This is a genomic window from Muriicola jejuensis (assembly GCF_010671595.1).
Lineage (GTDB): Bacteria > Bacteroidota > Bacteroidia > Flavobacteriales > Flavobacteriaceae > Muriicola > Muriicola jejuensis.
Map to the genome: position 1 here is coordinate 1248095 of NZ_JAABOP010000001.1, position 18024 is coordinate 1266118.

Here is an 18024-nt window from a genome sequence, read left to right on the forward strand (position 1 = left end):
AGTGCGAAAAATGCTTATTCCTGCCATTCTGCTATAAACAAGTTGGTGTCTCGCGTGCCGCCGTTATTGCGGTTGCTGGAGAAGGCCAGGTATTTTCCATCATTGGAGAAGACCGGGAAGGCGTCAAAGGTCTTACCGTGAGTGACCCGCTCCAGGTTTTTCCCGTCAATGTCGATGAAATAGAGGTTGAAAGGAAAGCCTCTTTCCGCCTCAAAATTGCTGGAGAAAAGGATCTTCTCGCCGGAAGGATGGAAGTACGGACACCAGTTGGCATTGCCCAGGAAGGTGAGCTGTCTCAGGTTGCTCCCGTCTGCATCGCAGATAAAGAGTTCCATGTCGGTAGGCTCCACCAGCCCCCTGGCCAGGAGGTCTTTGTATTTTGTGATCTCGGCTTCGGTTTTTGGCCGACTCGCCCTGAAGACGATCTTACTGCCGTCCGGGGAGAAGAACGCCCCTCCGTCATAGCCCAGTTCATCCGTGATCTGTTTTACGTCACTCCCGTCCAGGTTCATGGTATAGAGTTCGAGGTCTCCGCTGCGCGTGGAGGTAAAGACGATCTTATCTCCTTTGGGAGAGACCGTGGCCTCGGCATCATATCCGGGGGTATCTGTAAGCTGGTTAACGATATTCCCTTCCAGGTCGGCCACAAAAATATCGAAGGTATCATAGACCGGCCATACGTAATTCCCGTTGGAACGCAGGGGAACTTCCGGGCAGGCCTCTCCGCCCAGGTGGGTAGAACCGTAGACGATATGCTTGTTGTCTGGCAGGAAATAGGAACAGGTGGTTCGTCCCATCCCGGTGCTGATCATAGGCGGGGTAGTGTCTCCGTATTGCTCATCTGCATGGGCTAGGAAGATCTGGTCGCACTCCACCCCCCACTTGTTGTAATCCGACTGGAAGATGAGCATGCTGTCATCAAAACTCCAGTAGGCTTCGGCGTTGTTCCCTCCGAAGGTCACCTGCCGGATGGACTTGAAATATTTTTCCTCAGGGTAGATCAAAGTGTCTGTCCCCGCCATAAGGGAGGGGCCTGTGTCCGGGGCACTTTCTGTTTTTTTTGGGTCTGATTTGCAGCTGAAGGCAGCCGATATCAACAATAAAAAGAGTATTTTTCTCATGCTTTGCCTAATTTTGATCAAAAATAAACTCAAAAATGATGAAATACAGTTTTTGGCTCATTTTTATTGCCGCTTTCGTCTCCTGCCGGCAGGAAGCCCCAAAGGTCTATACCCTGCAGGACGATGTCGCTTTCCTCGCCAGTGACTCCCTGAAGGGACGGGAAACGGGGACACAGAATGAACTGATGGCAGCAGACTACCTCGTTCAACGCTATGAAGGGATCGGCCTTAGCCCTGGCGGAAATGCCGGCACCTACTTTCAGACCTTTACTTTCAAACCCAAGAAGGACCCGCATCAGGAGATCCAGTACGTGGAGGCTTCAGACAGTACCATCACGGGAACTAACGTCATCGGCTTTATTGACAACCAGGCAGAGAGTACGGTTGTATTAGGGGCCCATTATGACCATCTGGGGATGGGGGGAGAAGGTTCTCTACACAGGGGAGAAGACGCTATACACAACGGGGCAGATGATAATGCCAGTGGCGTAGCCGTTTTACTCCAACTCGCAAAACGCCTTAAGGATGGGGAACTCAAAGGGAACAATTACCTTATCATGGCCTTCTCCGGGGAGGAGATCGGCTTGCTGGGGTCTAACTACTTTTCCAAGAACCCGACCATAGACCTCAAGGACGTCACCTACATGATCAACATGGACATGGTAGGCCGCCTCAGGGATAGCAAGGTGCTGTCTGTCAGCGGGACCGGCACATCCCCCATCTGGCCGCAGGTGCTCAACGCCTACAATCCCGGTTTTGAACTCGTGTTGAAGGAATCAGGCGTAGGCCCGTCTGACCATACCTCTTTCTACCTGCAGGACATCCCGGTACTGCACTTCTTTACAGGACAGCACGAAGACTACCACAAACCCACGGATGATGCGGACCGACTTAACTACGAGGGGATGGAACAGATCACGGACTATATCATGGAGGTCATAGGCGAGTTGAATGACAACCCAAAACTGGCCTTCAGGAAAACCAAGAATGAGAGTGAGGAAGTACCCCGTTTCAAGGTGGGCCTTGGGGTGATCCCGGATTACCTTTTCGGAGGGGAAGGAATGAGGATAGACGGGGTAAGCGAAGACAAACCTGCGCAAAAGGCAGGATTGATGAAAGGCGATATCGTAGTGAAGATGGGAGACAGCATCGTAACGGACATGATGAGCTATATGAGGGCCCTTTCGGTCTTTGATGAGGGGGATACCACTACCATAGTCATCCTTAGAGATGGGAAGACCATGGATGTAAGGGTTGGTTTTTAGACCCTGAAAAGAATTTCTTACAAGAGTGATCTTAAAAGGGCAGCCACAGGGCTGTCCTTTTTTGTGAGGTATCAGAATTTATTTCATAGATTTACAGTCAACCTACGACACTGTGAGATACCCCATCTTCATCATCTTGGGCTTACTTCCCGTGCTTATCTATGGGCAGTCGTTTTCCGTATCGGGATCGGTAAGGGATGCAGACGGAAAGTCGCTCCCCTTTGCCAACGTTATCCTCCTGCAAGTCTCAGACAGCACCCAGGTAAAAGGGATCTCCGCCGACGAAACCGGCAGGTTTGTCCTTTCCGGGATCAAACCCGATATCTATTACCTCCAGGCCGCCTATTTTGGCTATCGCTCCGTACTGGTCGGGCTGGATATCCGCAGAGACCTGGAGATAGGCGCCATCGTCCTGGAGCCGGACGTGGAATGGCTCGATGAGGTGTTGCTCCTGGGCAACCAGCCTGTAATTGAACGCAAGGCAGATCGCCTCGTCTTTAACGTGGAGAATACCATAGCCGGAGAAGGCAATGCCTATGACGTCCTCCGCCGGTCCCCCGGGGTGATCGTTACAGGGGAGAACCTGGAGATCCGCGGACAACAGGCCACGGTCTACTTCAATAACCGCAAGGTACAGCTCTCCCAGGAGGAGATCAGTGAGTTCCTGACAGGTCTTTCGGGCAATACGATCTCTGCTATAGAGGTGATCCCAAACCCTCCGGCCAGTTACGAGGCAGAAGACGGCCCTATCCTCAACATACGGACAACGACGAATGTAGCACCTGGTTATAAGGGGAGTATCCGGGCACAGGCAGAACAATCTATCTTCCCAAAATACGGCCTGGGCACCGGACATTATTTCAAAGGGGATAAACTGAGTTTCTTCGCCAACTACACCATCAACCCACGGAAGGAATTTAGCCGTTCCGATATAGGGATCCGGTTCAAGGATCCTGCGAATACCACCTATGCCGACTGGCAGACTAACAACGATATCACCACCCGTTCCTGGGCTCAGCAGGCCACGGCCATCCTGGATTACACCCCTTCTGAGAAGGACCTGTTCAACCTCACGGCCAATGCGAGCTATTCTCCAAACAAACAGATCCGGAACGAGGTATTCACGGTGATGCGAGACGGGGCCGGACAACTCGATTCGACCCTGGTCAATGAAAGTGAGCTGGATGACGACCTGATCAACCTCTCCGCCGACCTGAGCCATGAAAGACGGTTGAAGAAGGACGGAGCTTTCATCAAATGGAATGCCCATTATACCTACTACGATTTTTCCCGACAGCAGGCGGGGGCTAGCGACTATTTCGACCCGAGCGGTAACTTCCTGCGTACCTTTGGATTCTCTACCGATGCACGCCAGCAGATCGATATTTACACAGGGCAATTCGACTTCTACACGCCCATTAAAAATGGGAATTTCGAAACCGGGGTTCGGGCGTCCGCTATCCGCTCTAACAGCGCCATCGATTATTTTGATGTGAACAATTCGCAGCCCCCTTTTGATATAGCCCTTTCGGACGAATTTGAATACAACGAGGACGTAGGGGCCATCTATGCCAGCCTCTACCAGGACTGGGGAAAATGGTCCCTGAAACTGGGCCTGAGGGGAGAGCAGACTGAGGTAGAGGCACGTTCCCTCGCCCTGAATCAGATCAACAACCAGAATTATTTCGAGCTGTTTCCCTCCCTATTTCTCAGCCGTAAACTGGGAGAAGAGAACAGCTTTACCCTGGATTACAGCCGCAGGATCACCCGGCCTAAATATTCAGACCTCAACCCTTTCCGCTACTTCCTGAATGAAAACGACTTTGATGAAGGGAACCCGAACCTGGTCCCCGCCTTCAGCCATAATTTCAACCTGAACCTTTCGATCAAGGACACCTATTTCATCGACTTCTACTACAGGGACAACGGGGCCTACATCAGCCGGATCACCTTCCAGGACAACCTCAACCAGACCCTGAGGGAGATCAAGCAGAACGTACTGGAGAGCACATCTTACGGGCTCGACCTTACCCTTGCCACTTCCCTGACCCCCAAATGGTACGTGTATTTCTACAATTCCATCTTCTATGAGGATGAAACCTTTTTGGCTGTGGAAAGTCCGATCGAACAGTTTACCAACGAAGTATCAGGCTATTACGGGAATCTCAGCAACATCTTTACCCTATCTAAGGACGGGAGCTGGAAGGCCGATACCTCCCTGACCTATCTTACCGGATTCCTCTACGGTTCTTTCCAGGTTTCCGAGATGATCACCCTAAATGCCGGCATACGGAAATCACTCTGGAATAACCGGGCCACCTTTTCTCTTACTGCGGAAGACCTGCTCCGGAGGGCCAACGGAACATATGTCTCCCGCTACTCCAACCAGGACAACACTCATTTTTCGCGTCCGGAGACCCAGTTCGTTCGCCTGAGTTTTACCTATAACTTTGGTAATTTCAGGCTTTCCAATGCCGATGGAGACATTCAAAAAAGTGAACTTCAACGGCTTGACAACGAGTAAATTGCTGTTATTTCAAGCATTCTTTTTAATTTTGCCACTCTCATAAAGCCCATATGCCCAATATAGGAGACATACAGCTGCCGGATTTTCCCCTCTTGCTCGCCCCCATGGAGGATGTGAGCGATCCCCCTTTTCGCGCTCTGTGCAAGGAACAGGGGGCCGATGTGGTGTACACGGAGTTTATCTCCTCTGAAGGACTCATCCGGGATGCGGCCAAGAGTGTGATGAAACTCGACATCTACGAGAAGGAACGCCCGGTGGGCATACAGATCTTCGGGGCCAACCTGGATTCCATGCTGCAATCGGTGGAGATCGTGGAGCAATCCAACCCGGATATCATCGACATCAACTTCGGTTGCCCGGTAAAGAAGGTGGTCTGCAAAGGGGCCGGGGCCGGTATTCTAAAAGATATTGACAAGATGGTCTCCCTTACGGCAGCGATGGTGAAACACACCAAACTCCCGATTACCGTTAAAACCCGACTCGGATGGGACGAATCTTCCATCCGTATCGTGGAGGTAGCGGAACGTTTGCAGGATGTGGGCTGCCAAGCCATTTCCATCCACGGGCGTACCCGGGTGCAGATGTACAAGGGGGAGGCCAACTGGCATCCTATAGCCGAGGTAAAAAACAATCCGAGGATGCATATCCCGGTCTTCGGGAACGGGGACGTAGACAGCCCGGAAGCAGCCATGAGGATGCGGGACGAATTTGGGCTGGACGGGGCCATGATCGGCCGGGCCAGCATTGGCTATCCCTGGTTCTTTAAAGAGGTAAAACACTACTTTAAGACGGGTACCCACCTGGCACCCCCTACCATGGAAGAACGGGTGGATGCCGCTCGCAGGCACCTGCAGATGGCGATCGACTGGAAGGGAGAGAAATTGGGCGTCTTTGAGACCCGAAGACATTATACCAATTATTTTAAGGGGATCCCCAACTTTAAGGAATTGCGGATGAAGATGGTGACCAGCGACGATGCAGCCGATGTCTTTGCCGCCTTTGACGAGGCCCTGGAGACGTTCGGGCACTACCAGTTCGCCTAAGCAGCCAGTAACTTCCTGTTTACCCTGCTACTGGCGATCTTAGCCGCGATCACCCCCAGTACCAGGATCGTACCCAGCACGATCAATACATTCACCATCCTGTATTCTACCGGATAAGCCAGGGAGGGCGTGATCCTCAGCCAGCCAAATAGGAGCTGGGACCAGATCAGGAGGGAGGCGATGAAGATCCCGAGGAGTCCGCCCAGCCCGGTCACGATCACCCCCTGCAAAAAATAGATACGCCTGATCTCTCTTACCGTGGTCCCCAGGCTGTAAAGGGTACGGGAGTTCTGCTGTTTATCCAGGATCATCATGATGATGGCCCCCACCACATTGAATAGCGCGATGATAAGTACCAGGGTAAAGATGAGGTAGGTGGCCAGGTTTTCCGTATTCAGCATTTTATAGAGGGTGCTGTTCTGTTCTTCCCGGTTTTTCAGGCTCACCTGGGGCCCCAAGACGGCCTTGATCCTTTCCCTTGCCTCCTCTATATCGGCCCCGGCCTCCAGTTCGAAGTTGATTCCAGAGATCTCATCCGGGCTGCGTTCCAGGAGGGCCTGTACCAGAGGGAGGGAGGTAAAGACGTATTTCTTGTCGAGGTTCTCTTCCACGGCGTATACTCCTGCCACTACCAGGGCCAGTTGGTTATAGGGTTTGGCCTGGAGGGAGGGGCTGCCTTTTCCCGGTTTGGGGGCCAGTACGATGAGGGGGTTGCGGTAATCGTTGATCACGATCCCCAGCATATTGGCGATCCCGAGTCCGATCACTCCCTGCTGGTTCTCAATGGCCCACTCCCCCCAGTAAAGGGCGGAGTCTATTCGGGTGGCCCGGGCATAGGCAGAATCTACCCCTTTGATCCAGGCTACGTGGCTTTTTTGCTTGTGGGTGAGGTAGACACGTTCTTCCAGCTCTGCTGAAAAGGCCGTGATACCTTGGATCTTGCTGAGCTCTTCCTTTTGATCCGGGGTCAGGCTAAAGTATTTTCCCGTCAGGGGTTCGGCTTTGAGGGCGGGATCAAAGGTCTCGCTAAAAGAGAGGGAAAAGGTCTTGAGTCCGGCGAATCCGGACAGCACGATAAAAAGGGCTGCCGAGCCGATGACGATCACCAGGAAGGTGATAAAGTTGATGACGTTAACCGCGTTCTGGCTGCTCTTGGCGCGCACATAGCGCTTGGCGATGTACCAGGGGAAATTCATTTTAGGATTTCTTTCTCCGCGGGAGGAGATCGGGATTTTCTATGGGGTTCTCCCCTTTTTTCAAAGAGCGTTCAATCCCGTCTATGTACTCCAGGGAATCGTCCAGGTAGAAGTGCAGTTCCGGCATACGCCTGAGCTGGTGGCGGGTGCGCTGAGCCAGTTCGTGCCGGATAGCGGGGTTGCTTTCTTTGATCTCTTCCATCACCCCTTGCGCTTTGGCTGTCGGGAAGACGCTCACATATACCTTGGCTATAGACAAGTCGGAAGTGACAGACACCTTGGAGATGGAGATCAGGGTCCCTGGGGCACCCTGGGTGGCTGCCCTTTGCAGGATATCCGCCAGGTCCTGTTGGAGGAGTCCCCCTATTTTTTTCTGCCTTTGTGTTTCCATGGGGTAAAAGTACGCAGGTAAATTCCAAGCGCCAAATTCCAAATTAATAGATTCTCTTCTTCCTGATTTCTCAGGAGCTGTAAAGCTTCGCCGAAAAATCGATCCTTATAACTATTCGGACCAACACCCAAATGCCAATACCTCCATTTGGAATTTGGGTTTTGGTCCCGATAACTATCGGGATGGAATTTATTCTTGTTTAGGAAGCCAGGGAAAGGATCTCCTTCAGGCGGGCCTCTTTCAATGGTTTGACAATGAAATCGATCACCTCCTTGTTTTCCAGGGCGCGTTCTCGGTCTACGGGATTGATGGAAGAGCTCAGCACGAAGATTCGCATCTTCTCTTTCCCCGGGAGAGTGGCCTTTTGAAGGGCATCGAGGAAGTCCCACCCATCCATGATGGGCATGGTGAGGTCCAGGAAGATCACATCCGGCAGGGGTTTCCCATTTTCAACCAGGGCCTTCAGGCCCTCTATGGCCTCCTGCCCGTTGTTCCAAACATGGGTTTGAAGATCGGCATCCACCTGCTTGAGCATGAGTTTCATGCCAAAGATCACGATGGGGTCATCGTCTACAATCCCTGCTATTCGGATCTTATTCATGGGCAGGTAATGGTTTTTTTAAGGTGATGCTGAAAATACTCCCTTTTCCGGGCTGGCTGCTCACCACGATGGTGCCTCCCATGGATTCGATCTGGTTGCGGGTGATAAAAAGACCGATCCCCCTGCTTTCCGGGTGGTGGTGGAATGTTTTGTACATGCCGAAGAGTTTTTCTCCGTTTTTCTTCATGTCTATCCCCAGGCCGTTGTCCTCTATCTGCAGCACGACGCGTTTCTCACGGCACTCCGTGCGAAGGGTGATCCTGGCTTCTTTGTCCGGATCCCTGTATTTTACGGCATTGGTCATCAGGTTCAGCACAGCGCTTTCCACATAGGCCATCACCCCCATAACAAGGCAATCTTCGGGGATGTCGATATGCAGGGCTACCTTATTCGCTTCGAATAGCGCCTCCAGGGTCTGGCTCACTTTGTGAACCACATTGTGGAGGTTGATCCGGCTCATATTTTGTTCTGCCTCTGTCTTGATCTGCACCACTTCATTCAGGTGAGCGATGGTCTCATTCAGGCCATTTGCAGCCCTTTTTAGCATCTGCAGGGCGTTCTGTTTCTCTTCCTCAGTAATGCGGTCTTCGAGCAGGAAATCGGTCAGCATAGAGAGGTTAGAACCGTGGGAGCGCATGTTGTGGGACACAATATGGGCGAAGTTCATCAGACTTTCATTCTGGTAGGTGGTCGTATTGAGCAGGTGCTTCATTTCGGCTTCTGCATTTTTCTGGGCCGTAACGTCCCAATTGGCCCCGATCATCCTGAGTGGATTTCCCTCCATATCACGGATCACAGAAGCTTCTCCATGGATCCAGCGGATCTCCTTATCATGCCAAAGAATCCGAAAGACCATTTCCAGACGGTCTCTTTTGGCTATGGTCTCTTCAACATACTTGGAGGTCCACTCCTGGTCTTCCGGATGTACAGTAGCCTCCCAGGCCTGGTAGACACCATTGAATTTATCCTTAGGGACGCCGTATACCTCATACATATTATCATCCCATTCCAGGACGTTATTGACGATGTCGAAATCCCAGATCCCGATCTTGGCTGCATCCGTGGCGATCTCCAGCCTTTCCCGAATCTTTTTGGCCTCCAGCTCTGCACGTTTCCGGGAGTCTATGTCCTGAAAGGTTCCGCTGATCCGTATGCATTTTCCATTTACCACTTCGGGCTCTCCAATGGCGCGTACCCAGATCTCCCGCCCTTTTTGGGTCACCAGGATGAGTTCCACGTCCCAGGGCGTTCCGTGTTCAATTCCTTTAGCTACTAATTCGGAGATCGTATCCCGGCTGAATCCCTCCTTGTAAAAATTGATGCCCGTTTCCAGGTTGGGTTCAAAATCCATGGGCACTTCGTGGATTTCCTTGGTCATCTCAGACCAATAGATGGTGTTCTTTTTCAGGTCTACTACCCAGCTGCCTACGCGGGCCATACGCTGGGCCCTTTGGTGGAGGTCTTCTCCCAGCATTCTGTAAGTCACTTTCTCCAGGATCAGCATGATCACCTTTTGTCCTTCTTTGCCGTTCTGCCAGGGATTGATCTTCCACTCATACCAGTCGGCCTCTCCATCCGGGTGCACAAATTTTACCGGTTCTGATTTCCGGCTGATCCCTTCTTTTGCCAGGTGGAGATCGAGGTAGAGTTCCTCGGGAAGTCGGTGCTGGAGGTCATAAAATGACTTACCTTTAAAGGAGTCGTCCAGGTCGAATGCCTCCGCCAGCCTTTGGGAGATCGCATTAAAATTAAGGTCGTGATCCAATATGGCCACTGCAAAGGGGGCATCGTAGATCGGAATTGAGGTTTGCACCATGGGGTCTTACAAATATTTTAATGATCAACTTACGTGCAAGTTAGAAAATACTTACACTTTAACATTTTTAAAACAACCTAAATCCCCAATTATTGTAGACAAAGCGTTGTTTTTTCTCGGGTTCAGGCAGATGGAAAGTGCAGATGTACGGTGATAGATCAAACCGTAATCCAGCTTGAGAGACACCCATCTCCCAACCTGCCCATTCATCTTTAGGGAAATAATGCCGTCAAAACCCTATTTTTGAAAAGAGAATCCACTTTGATGAAAAAGATTGAACACCTCGGTATTGCCGTAAAGGACCTGGAAGAGAGCAACGCCCTTTTTGCCAGGCTTCTGGGCACGCCACACTACAAAACGGAAGAGGTAGCCTCCGAAGGGGTAAAGACCTCGTTTTTCAAATCGGGTCCCAACAAGGTCGAACTCCTGGAGGCGACCCATCCGGACAGCCCCATTGCTAAGTTCATAGAGAAAAAAGGAGAGGGGATCCACCACATCGCTTTTGAGGTGGAGGATATCCGGGCAGAGATCGCCCGACTCAAGGCTGAGGGTTTTACGGTCCTGAATGAAGAACCCAAAATGGGGGCAGACAACAAATGGGTGGCGTTCTTACATCCCAAAACCACCAATGGGGTGCTGATTGAACTTTGTCAGAACAGGGAGTAAACCTGCCTGTGGCAGGTAAATACCAAATACCAAATTCCAATTTTGGTTCTTTTATTGGAATTTGGGATTTGGAATTTGGATTTTGTTCAGGGCTTGCCCTGAACTACCTTAGTATCCGAAGTGGAATCCTGTATGGTCTTTTCAGCTATGAGATAGACCAGGGCGGCTATGGGCAGAAAGATCACCCCTATCATTTTCAGGAAGGTCCGTTTTACGAGTTCGTTTCGGTCAGGGATACCCCCCTGCTGATCGAGGATAAAGAGGCCGGTGGCCTTTTTCCCAACGGTGACCCCTTCCTTAAAGACGTCAAAAAAGACAAAGTAGATCAGGTAGTAGAAGAGTTCAAAACTGACCTTAAAGTTGACAGAGGCTTCCCCTGTGACCATCCGATACAGAGATATCTGGTGGTTCAACAATAACCCAAAGACACCGATCACCGCATTGATGATGATCAGATCGATAAAAAAGGCGAGAAACCTCTGACTCTTTATTCCCATATCACTTCACTATGACCTTATACTTCAATTTCTTGATATTCCCGTATTCATCTACCGCATAATCCCCCTCAGCAATACTGATCTCGTAATTCCTGAAGTGAATGCTCGATGAACTTTCCACCGTGATCCCTTTGACCTTGCCCATGGTCTTCCTGGCCAGGGTTTCCTTCCCACTGAACCGCACAGGGAAACATACGGCGCACACACAGCAAACGGTGACCTTGGTCTCTATGGTCGTTTCCCCGAAGACGTAATTAATGGACTGTTTCAGGGTAAATGTACCACAGCCATTGACGGGAAATGCCTGTACATCTTCGAGAGTGGCCGGGCAACCTCCTTTTGATGCGGGGTTCCCATCCTCCTTGTCAAATAACACACTCAGGTCTTCCAGGATCATTACCCGGGGTTCGTCTGCCTTCTCCTCATCCCTTGAACAGGACAGGACCAGCAGGGCGACGATTAAAAATACTGAATTAAATGCGATTTTTTTCATGATACTCCTTTTGATTAAGTTAGACTTCATTCGGCTTCCCCATCCCAACCGGTTAAGGATCCGGGTAGCCTTTCATTCAGGTCAAACTTAAAGGCGCATTGTGAAAGGTTCGTGCAGGAGTGAGATAATTTCCAAAAAGGCAGTAATAAAATCTTGAGTCCTTTTTCACATGGGATACCAAACCCTGGTCCCTTATTAACAAATTCTGATTATCTTACTCTGAATATCATTGATTCAGATGAATGGCATAAAGCTGCATACGGCCCTCCTGGAGGAGTTGTTCGGGCCTATTCGACTCCGTATCCTCAGACAGGAGGATTCTTTGCGTATGGTGCATTTGCTGGATAAGGATGAGATTTCCAGGACGATGGGCATCGTGCATTTCAGGAATACTGACCACCCGCTCATCAAAGCGGCCCATGGGTGTATTCTCGGAGGAGCTCTTTTGGGGAAGACCCTGCTCGATAGAGAGATCCCCTATTCCAAAGACACCCTTTTTCAATTAAAGGTATGCCTTCCGGCATGGGTCAGCCGGGATTTTTTGTCGGACCAGGATACCACCGTTGCCAATTATTCCAGGATCACCATAGAGGACCGGGCCAAAGGCAGGCGTTTTTTATATGCGGACCTCTTTGAGATAATCCCGCCGGAAATCATACATTTAGTACCCAAACCCCCCATGACCCATCAGGCGGCAGCAGAGAATTGCGCGAACTTACTGAGCTTTGCCGGAATCACTATATCATTAAACGATACCGAATTATGATGAAATGTATTGTCATCGGAGCGGGCCCGGGAGGCATTGTGGCCACCAAGGAGCTCCTCGAAAAAGGGATATCCGAAGTGGTCTGCCTCGAACAGGCCCCCGGCCTTGGGGGTGTCTTCTCCCGCAGCTACGACAACCTCGTCCTTACCTCTTCGGTTACCTTCAGCATGTTTTCCGATTTTTGGGTAGGAGAAGGCAAGAACCATCATTTCTGGACCAAGGAGGAGGCCGTGGCCTATTGGTCTTCTTACGCTGAACACTATAGTGTCAACGACCACATCCGTTTTGGGTGTAAGGTCGAATCCGTAAGTCAAGGGGAAGATGAGGTCTGGGAAGTACGCCTTGCCGATGGGGAATCCCTGTCGTGCACCCATCTCGTGGTAGCCATTGGGAACAACAACGTCCCAAGATTCCCCTCATGGAAGGAGGAGGTGACGGAGATACCCTGTTACCACTCCAGGGAATATACCAATGCCGCTCCCTTTAAAGGGAAGAACGTACTTATGGTGGGTGGAGGGGAATCCGGATCGGATGTAGCCTATGAGATCTCACAGGTAGCCAACAAATCCTGGGTGAGCCTGAGGGAGACCACCGGGTGGATTGTTCCCCGGAAAAGGGGCGATCACGCTGCCGACGTGTCTACCCACAGGGGTATCTGGGACCTGCCGCGGGAGTACGGGCGAAAACTGAGCCCGTTCGTCCTGAAACTGGAGAGGGGCCGGAAAGACCCTGTGTTCGATGCCCTGGCCGACCTGAATGAAAAGGTTAAATCCCGCAACGGGATCTGGGGGATCTTCGGGACCAAGACCCTCGCCCTGCCCAAGGCCATCGCCCATCACGGGTGTAAGGTGGTGGGGGCGGTCACCCGGGTGAAAGAAGGCGGAAAGACCCTGGAAACGGCAGATGGTGTGGTCCTGGAGGATCTGGATGCCATCGTTTTCAGCACGGGCTACCTCAATCGGGCCGAGTTTATGCCCGAAGGCCTGAAAGCCTGTGATCCCCGCAGCATGTACAAACACATTTTTCACCCCGATTACGGGGACAAACTGGCCTGGATAGGATGGGCGAGACCCGGATTTGGCAGCCAGTTTCCCATCATGGAGATGCAGGCGCGCTACTGTGCCCTCCTTTTCAACGGCGACATGAAACTCCCAGAGAAGGAAGAAATGATCCGGGTTGCAAAAGAAGATGAGGCCATGTACCTGGAACAATTTGAAGAGAATGCTGCCCGTATCCGCAGTCTGGTGGATTACCATCGCTACATGAACGGCATGGCCAGGATCATAGGTTGCTACCCTCCCCTCCGCTCCTATTTCTTCACCCACCCGAAGATCTGGCTCCACCTGATGTACGGGCCCACCCAGGCCACCCAGTTCAGGCTCAGGGGCCCCGGAAAGAAGGTAAAACTGGCCCATGAGATCATCGAAAAACTACCGATCAGCACCTATAACCATATCGTAAAAGCAGGACTCAGAGGTCGGATCTATTTTGGTCTCAGATCCCTGGTCCCCCCTTTTTTGAGGCCGGCGTCCTGAGGAAGGGGCCTGTCACCAGGCCATGCCCGGGAAACCAGAAAAACGCACCCATGAGGAAAAGGATTCTTCTTTCAAACTTGCACGCCCGGTTAAAGCACGCCGCTCCTTTTGGCCGTAAGATCATCCCATTTCCCCTGATGCTTACCGTTTTCCTGCTGCTGAATTGCAGCGGCCAACCCGTTCACCTTGCCTCCGAAGACCGGCCCAACATCCTGGTCCTGGTAGCTGATGACCTGGGGTACTCAGACCTGGGGTGTTACGGAGGGGAGATCCTTACCCCCATCCTGGACAGCCTGGCCCTTGAGGGGATCCGTTTCACCAACTTCCACACGGCTCCCATGTGCGCACCCAGCAGGGCCATGCTGCTGACCGGGAATGACAACCATATCGCCGGTCTGGGCAGGCAGGCCCTGGAGGTGGATGTCTTTGGGTATGAAGGGCATATCACGGACAGGGTGGCCCCACTTCCGGATATCCTCAGGGAATACGGCTACCACACCTATATGGCCGGGAAATGGCACCTGGGCGCTCAACCGGAATACAATCCGCACATGCTGGGTTTTGAACGTTCCTTCGTCCTCCTTGAAGGGGTGGGCAACCACTTTAATTCCGAAGGGTTTTTTGGTACAGGCTCCACCTCCCATTACACGGAAGACGGGAAGGAGTCCACCTGGCCGGAAGGCTCTTTCTCCACTGACCACTATACGGACAAGCTCTTGGGTTATATCGATGCAAAGCGGGCAGACCGAAAGCCTTTCTTTGCCTATGCGGCCTTTACCGCCCCTCACTGGCCCCTGCAGGTGGAGAAAAAATACAGCGAGAAGTACAGGGGAAAATACGATGGGGGATATGAAGACCTGAGGGAACGCAGGTTTACGGCCCTGAAGGAGGCAGGGCTGATCCCGCCGGAGGCTACACTGCCAGCCCTCCACCCCTCCGTTCCGCCCTGGGATTCACTGTCTGAAGAGGAGAAGAAAAAAGAGTCCCGGAAAATGGAGATCTATGCGGGGATGGTAGACAACCTCGATCACAATATTGGCAGGATCCTTCGCCATCTGAAGGAGATTGGGGAGTATGAGAACACCCTGATCATCTTTATCTCGGATAACGGGGCGGCCGGGGAGGATTATTTCTCGGACCCCAATATCAGGCCCTATGTGAACGCCTATTTCAATGATGAGTACGCCACCATGGGAGAGGCCGATTCCTTTATCTCCTATGGGCCACCCTGGGCCGAGGCCTCCACCCCGGCCTTCCGGTATTTCAAGGAGTATAGCACCAACGGGGGCATCATCACCCCCATGATCATTGCCGGCCCCATGGTAAAGAACGCGAACTCCATCAGCAAGGCCTTCGCCTCCATCATGGATATTGCACCCACCGTACTGGAGTTGGCCGGGACCTCCTATCCCGACACCTGGAAGGGAAGGCCGGTCTACCCCATGAGGGGGGAGTCCCTGCTGCCGTTGCTTACCGGGGGGCAGACGACAGTTCATGCGGACACCTATGTGTTCGCCCTGGAACACGCAGAGTACACCATGCTGCAGAAGGGACACTGGAAGATCATCAGTATCGATCGCCCTTTCAGGAAATCCGGGTTCGGGCTTTTCGACCTCTCCAAAGACCCGGGCGAACAACATGACCTCAGGCAGATTGCGCCTGAAAAATACCGGGAATTATTGCTGGAATGGGACGCCTTTTCCAGGGAGGTCAGGCTGCAGTTCCCCAGGTGACCTATCTCCCTGAGCAACTTTAAAGTCCAAACGCCCCTCCGTATCCTTTAATTTCGTAAATTTCTTATTTACAGCGACTTGCTCATGTTCCGTTTTTATCCTTTACTATGGGTCTGGCTGATGAGCATCACCTTGTCCTGCCAGCAAACAGAGCCAATGAAACATGTTTTTTATCTCCATGGCATGATCGTATCGGTGCAGGGCAGGCAGGCGGTAAGCGAGGAATTTGGCCCCTATGAATACGATGCCATCATAGATGCCCTGAAAGCGGAGGGCTATGAGGTACACGCAGAAGTGCGCACCACACAAACCGATTTTGACGCCTTCTGCCAAAAAACATCCGACGAGATCGACCAACTCATTAAAAAAGGGGTATCCCCCCGTGACATCACCGTCATTGGAGCCTCCATGGGCGCACTGATGGCCATGCAGATCTCAGACCTCAACCTCAACCCCATAAACTACGTCCTCCTGGGGGCGAACAGCGATCGCAATGAGAAGAGTTTTGACTGGCATCTGCACGGCCGTATCCTGGGGATCTATGAGGCCTCAGACCAGATAGCGGGCAAAGAGTATTCCTATTGGATACAGCGCTCCCCGGATGCAGAGGCCTTCGAACAAATACAAATAAACACGGGGCTGGGGCATGGTTTTTTATACACCCCCCACGAGGCCTGGATGGACCCGGCCAGGAAGTGGATCCAAAAAGAATGATAAATACGCTTATGACCAAGGAATAATCATTAGTAATCAATAACCAACCAAAAACCAACGCATGAAAAAAGTATTCTATTACGCGGTCTCGGCCTTGATGCTGGGGCTGATGATCAACTGCAGCCAGGACAAAGGCAAGGAGGATAAAAAGGACCGGAATATGTTCGGCCATTACATCCCCCGCGGTCTCACCATCACCACCGAAGGTCTCACCCCGGGCTACGTGATGTTCTCTGTCCCCAATTCCGGATCCACCTACCTCGTGAACCGGGATGGAAAAGTGGTGCACGAATGGAAAGGCACGTACGAGGCCTTCAATTCCTACCTTATGGACGACGGTTCCGTATTCGTTGGGGAAAATGACGTGGACTACCCCGTATTTGGCTTTGGTGGCCCTTACGGCCGCATCCAAAAGATCAGCTGGGATGGAAAGGTCCTTTGGGATTACGAACTGGCCGATGAGAAGCATATCCTCCACCACGACTTCGCCGTGAAACCCAATGGAAATATCCTGGCCATCGTCTATGAGGCCATTTCCTATGAAGAGGCCCTGGCCATGGGCCGGGCACCCCACCTGATCCCCCATTCCGGTCCCTGGCTGGAGAAGATCGTGGAACTGGAACCCCAGGGCGAAAGGGGAGCCAAAGTAGTATGGGAATGGAACCTGGCTGACCATTTGATCCAGGATCTGGATCCCGAAAAACCCAATTACGGGGACCCGGGAGCCCATCCTGAACTCCTGAACTTCAACACTGGGGATTCCATTCCGGAACCCATCAGTCAGGACAGCCTGGACCAGCTCAAAACCATGGGCCATGGAGGGAGAAACCTCACCCGTTTCAATCCCATGTCCGACCTCTACCACTTCAACGCCATCAACTACCATCCAGAACTGGAACAGATCGCCATCAGTTCGCCTGAACTGAGCGAGATCCTTATCATAGACCAAAGTACCACCACGGAAGAAGCCGCCTCCCACAGCGGAGGCAAGAGGGGTAAAGGGGGCGATTTCCTCTACCGCTGGGGGAACCCCGAAAACTATCACCATGGGGATTCCACGCAACGCCGACTCATGTACCAACACGATGTGCGCTGGATAGAACCCGGAAAACCCGGGGCCGGCAACCTGACCATTTTTAACAACAACATCCCCAATGTGCCGGATTCCCTCCAATACACGGCCATCTACGAGATCAAACCCCCTCTGCTGGACGATGGGACCTACCTGCTCAGGGAGACTGGAGACTACGGACCGGATGAACTGGAGTGGAGCTATGTGGCCAAGGATACCCTCTCCTTTTACGCGAGCTTTATCTCCGGCGCCCACCGCATGGAGAATGGCAATACTTTTATCAATGCCGGGCCCATGGGCCGCTTCTTTGAAGTGACACCAGACCGGGACATCGTCTGGGAATACATCAACCCCTACAGGGGGAAGGCCACCAAACCCAACGGGGATCCCGATGACCCTATGCCCATGGCCTATTCCACCTTCCGGGCCACCTTTGTCCCCGCAGACCACCCTGCCTTTGCAGGAAAGACCCTGGAACCCCTGGATCCCCAGCCGGAAGAATTCAAGTTGCCTCCGCCTCCTCCCAAGGAAGAAAAAGAAGAATAGAACCCTTACCTGTGCATTTTGGTACAGGAGTGACCTTAAATA

The 18024-nt window shown here is 52.1% G+C and carries 16 protein-coding genes; 9 read left to right on the plus strand and 7 right to left on the minus strand.

All coding sequences use genetic code 11. The features are described from left to right. Positions 1-14: 14 nt before the first annotated feature. Complete coding sequence (locus GWK09_RS05510) at positions 15-1121, minus strand: TolB family protein (RefSeq protein ID WP_163691988.1); 1107 nt, start codon at positions 1119-1121, stop codon at positions 15-17. A gap of 38 nt (positions 1122-1159) precedes the next feature. On the opposite strand from GWK09_RS05510, the gene GWK09_RS05515 reads away from it, so the two are divergent. The 3 genes from GWK09_RS05515 to dusB all read left to right on the plus strand — a co-directional run bounded on the left by GWK09_RS05515 (position 1160) and on the right by dusB (position 5956). Further along, positions 1160-2386 (plus strand): M28 family peptidase, encoded by a 1227-nt coding sequence (locus tag GWK09_RS05515; protein ID WP_163691989.1) that lies wholly within the window; start codon positions 1160-1162, stop codon positions 2384-2386. A 112-nt stretch (positions 2387-2498) separates the two neighbouring features. Further along, entirely contained in the window at positions 2499-4910 is a 2412-nt protein-coding gene (locus GWK09_RS05520) for an outer membrane beta-barrel family protein (protein ID WP_163691990.1), read from the plus strand. A 53-nt stretch (positions 4911-4963) separates the two neighbouring features. Continuing rightward, positions 4964-5956, plus strand: coding sequence for a tRNA dihydrouridine synthase DusB (dusB, locus tag GWK09_RS05525; RefSeq protein WP_163691991.1), 993 nt, complete (start codon positions 4964-4966; stop codon positions 5954-5956). Here dusB and GWK09_RS05530 read toward each other — a convergent pair. The 4 genes from GWK09_RS05530 to GWK09_RS05545 all read right to left on the minus strand — a co-directional run bounded on the left by GWK09_RS05530 (position 5953) and on the right by GWK09_RS05545 (position 9960). Then, positions 5953-7152, minus strand: coding sequence for an ABC transporter permease (locus GWK09_RS05530; RefSeq protein ID WP_163691992.1), 1200 nt, complete (start codon positions 7150-7152; stop codon positions 5953-5955). The two genes, dusB and GWK09_RS05530, sit on opposite strands and share 4 nt — an antisense overlap. A gap of 1 nt (position 7153) precedes the next feature. Then, positions 7154-7543, minus strand: coding sequence for a 30S ribosome-binding factor RbfA (gene rbfA, locus GWK09_RS05535; RefSeq protein WP_163691993.1), 390 nt, complete (start codon positions 7541-7543; stop codon positions 7154-7156). A 199-nt stretch (positions 7544-7742) separates the two neighbouring features. Then, positions 7743-8144: a response regulator gene (locus GWK09_RS05540; protein ID WP_163691994.1), complete on the minus strand. Its 402-nt coding sequence runs from the start codon at positions 8142-8144 to the stop codon at positions 7743-7745. After that, positions 8137-9960: a PAS domain-containing sensor histidine kinase gene (locus tag GWK09_RS05545; protein ID WP_163691995.1), complete on the minus strand. Its 1824-nt coding sequence runs from the start codon at positions 9958-9960 to the stop codon at positions 8137-8139. Before GWK09_RS05545 ends, GWK09_RS05540 begins: the two co-directional genes overlap by 8 nt. Positions 9961-10224: 264 nt before the next feature. Here GWK09_RS05545 and mce point away from each other — a divergent pair, with 264 nt between their 5' ends. Then, entirely contained in the window at positions 10225-10626 is a 402-nt protein-coding gene (gene mce, locus GWK09_RS05550; RefSeq protein ID WP_163691996.1) for a methylmalonyl-CoA epimerase, read from the plus strand. 86 nt (positions 10627-10712) lie between these two features. On the opposite strand, the gene GWK09_RS05555 is transcribed toward mce, so the two are convergent. Together GWK09_RS05555 and GWK09_RS05560 are read right to left on the minus strand one after the other, a co-directional pair. Further along, the gene (locus GWK09_RS05555) at positions 10713-11123 is read right to left on the minus strand and encodes an RDD family protein (protein ID WP_163691997.1); all 411 of its coding nucleotides are present in this window, start codon (positions 11121-11123) and stop codon (positions 10713-10715) included. A gap of 1 nt (position 11124) precedes the next feature. After that, entirely contained in the window at positions 11125-11616 is a 492-nt protein-coding gene (locus GWK09_RS05560; protein ID WP_163691998.1) for a hypothetical protein, read from the minus strand. A gap of 238 nt (positions 11617-11854) precedes the next feature. Here GWK09_RS05560 and GWK09_RS05565 point away from each other — a divergent pair, with 238 nt between their 5' ends. The 5 genes from GWK09_RS05565 to GWK09_RS05585 all read left to right on the plus strand — a co-directional run bounded on the left by GWK09_RS05565 (position 11855) and on the right by GWK09_RS05585 (position 17982). Then, positions 11855-12382 carry a hypothetical protein gene (locus GWK09_RS05565; protein WP_163691999.1) on the plus strand — a complete coding sequence of 176 codons (528 nt, stop codon included), beginning with the start codon at positions 11855-11857 and terminating at the stop codon, positions 12380-12382. Beyond that, positions 12379-13917 carry a flavin-containing monooxygenase gene (locus GWK09_RS05570; RefSeq protein ID WP_163692000.1) on the plus strand — a complete coding sequence of 513 codons (1539 nt, stop codon included), beginning with the start codon at positions 12379-12381 and terminating at the stop codon, positions 13915-13917. Before GWK09_RS05565 ends, GWK09_RS05570 begins: the two co-directional genes overlap by 4 nt. A 50-nt stretch (positions 13918-13967) precedes the next feature. Then, a complete protein-coding gene (locus GWK09_RS05575) occupies positions 13968-15650 on the plus strand; it encodes an arylsulfatase (protein WP_239530697.1) in 1683 nt (560 codons plus the stop codon). 156 nt (positions 15651-15806) lie between these two features. Beyond that, positions 15807-16364, plus strand: coding sequence for a lipase family protein (locus tag GWK09_RS05580; protein ID WP_163692001.1), 558 nt, complete (start codon positions 15807-15809; stop codon positions 16362-16364). A gap of 61 nt (positions 16365-16425) precedes the next feature. Beyond that, complete coding sequence (locus GWK09_RS05585; protein WP_163692002.1) at positions 16426-17982, plus strand: aryl-sulfate sulfotransferase; 1557 nt, start codon at positions 16426-16428, stop codon at positions 17980-17982. The last annotated feature ends 42 nt before the right edge of the window (positions 17983-18024 follow it).

Excerpts from the sequence above, each read along its gene's own strand:
- GWK09_RS05510 (WP_163691988.1), bottom strand. The coding sequence starts at position 1,121 with ATGAGAAAAATACTCTTTTTATTGTTGATATCGGCTGCCTTCAGCTGC.
- GWK09_RS05515 (WP_163691989.1), top strand. The coding sequence starts at position 1,160 with ATGAAATACAGTTTTTGGCTCATTTTTATTGCCGCTTTCGTCTCCTGC.
- dusB (WP_163691991.1), top strand. The coding sequence starts at position 4,964 with ATGCCCAATATAGGAGACATACAGCTGCCGGATTTTCCCCTCTTGCTC.
- GWK09_RS05530 (WP_163691992.1), bottom strand. The coding sequence starts at position 7,152 with ATGAATTTCCCCTGGTACATCGCCAAGCGCTATGTGCGCGCCAAGAGC.
- rbfA (WP_163691993.1), bottom strand. The coding sequence starts at position 7,543 with ATGGAAACACAAAGGCAGAAAAAAATAGGGGGACTCCTCCAACAGGAC.
- GWK09_RS05540 (WP_163691994.1), bottom strand. The coding sequence starts at position 8,144 with ATGAATAAGATCCGAATAGCAGGGATTGTAGACGATGACCCCATCGTG.
- GWK09_RS05545 (WP_163691995.1), bottom strand. The coding sequence starts at position 9,960 with ATGGTGCAAACCTCAATTCCGATCTACGATGCCCCCTTTGCAGTGGCC.
- mce (WP_163691996.1), top strand. The coding sequence starts at position 10,225 with ATGAAAAAGATTGAACACCTCGGTATTGCCGTAAAGGACCTGGAAGAG.
- GWK09_RS05555 (WP_163691997.1), bottom strand. The coding sequence starts at position 11,123 with ATGGGAATAAAGAGTCAGAGGTTTCTCGCCTTTTTTATCGATCTGATC.
- GWK09_RS05560 (WP_163691998.1), bottom strand. The coding sequence starts at position 11,616 with ATGAAAAAAATCGCATTTAATTCAGTATTTTTAATCGTCGCCCTGCTG.
- GWK09_RS05565 (WP_163691999.1), top strand. The coding sequence starts at position 11,855 with ATGAATGGCATAAAGCTGCATACGGCCCTCCTGGAGGAGTTGTTCGGG.
- GWK09_RS05570 (WP_163692000.1), top strand. The coding sequence starts at position 12,379 with ATGATGAAATGTATTGTCATCGGAGCGGGCCCGGGAGGCATTGTGGCC.
- GWK09_RS05575 (WP_239530697.1), top strand. The coding sequence starts at position 13,968 with ATGAGGAAAAGGATTCTTCTTTCAAACTTGCACGCCCGGTTAAAGCAC.
- GWK09_RS05580 (WP_163692001.1), top strand. The coding sequence starts at position 15,807 with ATGAAACATGTTTTTTATCTCCATGGCATGATCGTATCGGTGCAGGGC.
- GWK09_RS05585 (WP_163692002.1), top strand. The coding sequence starts at position 16,426 with ATGAAAAAAGTATTCTATTACGCGGTCTCGGCCTTGATGCTGGGGCTG.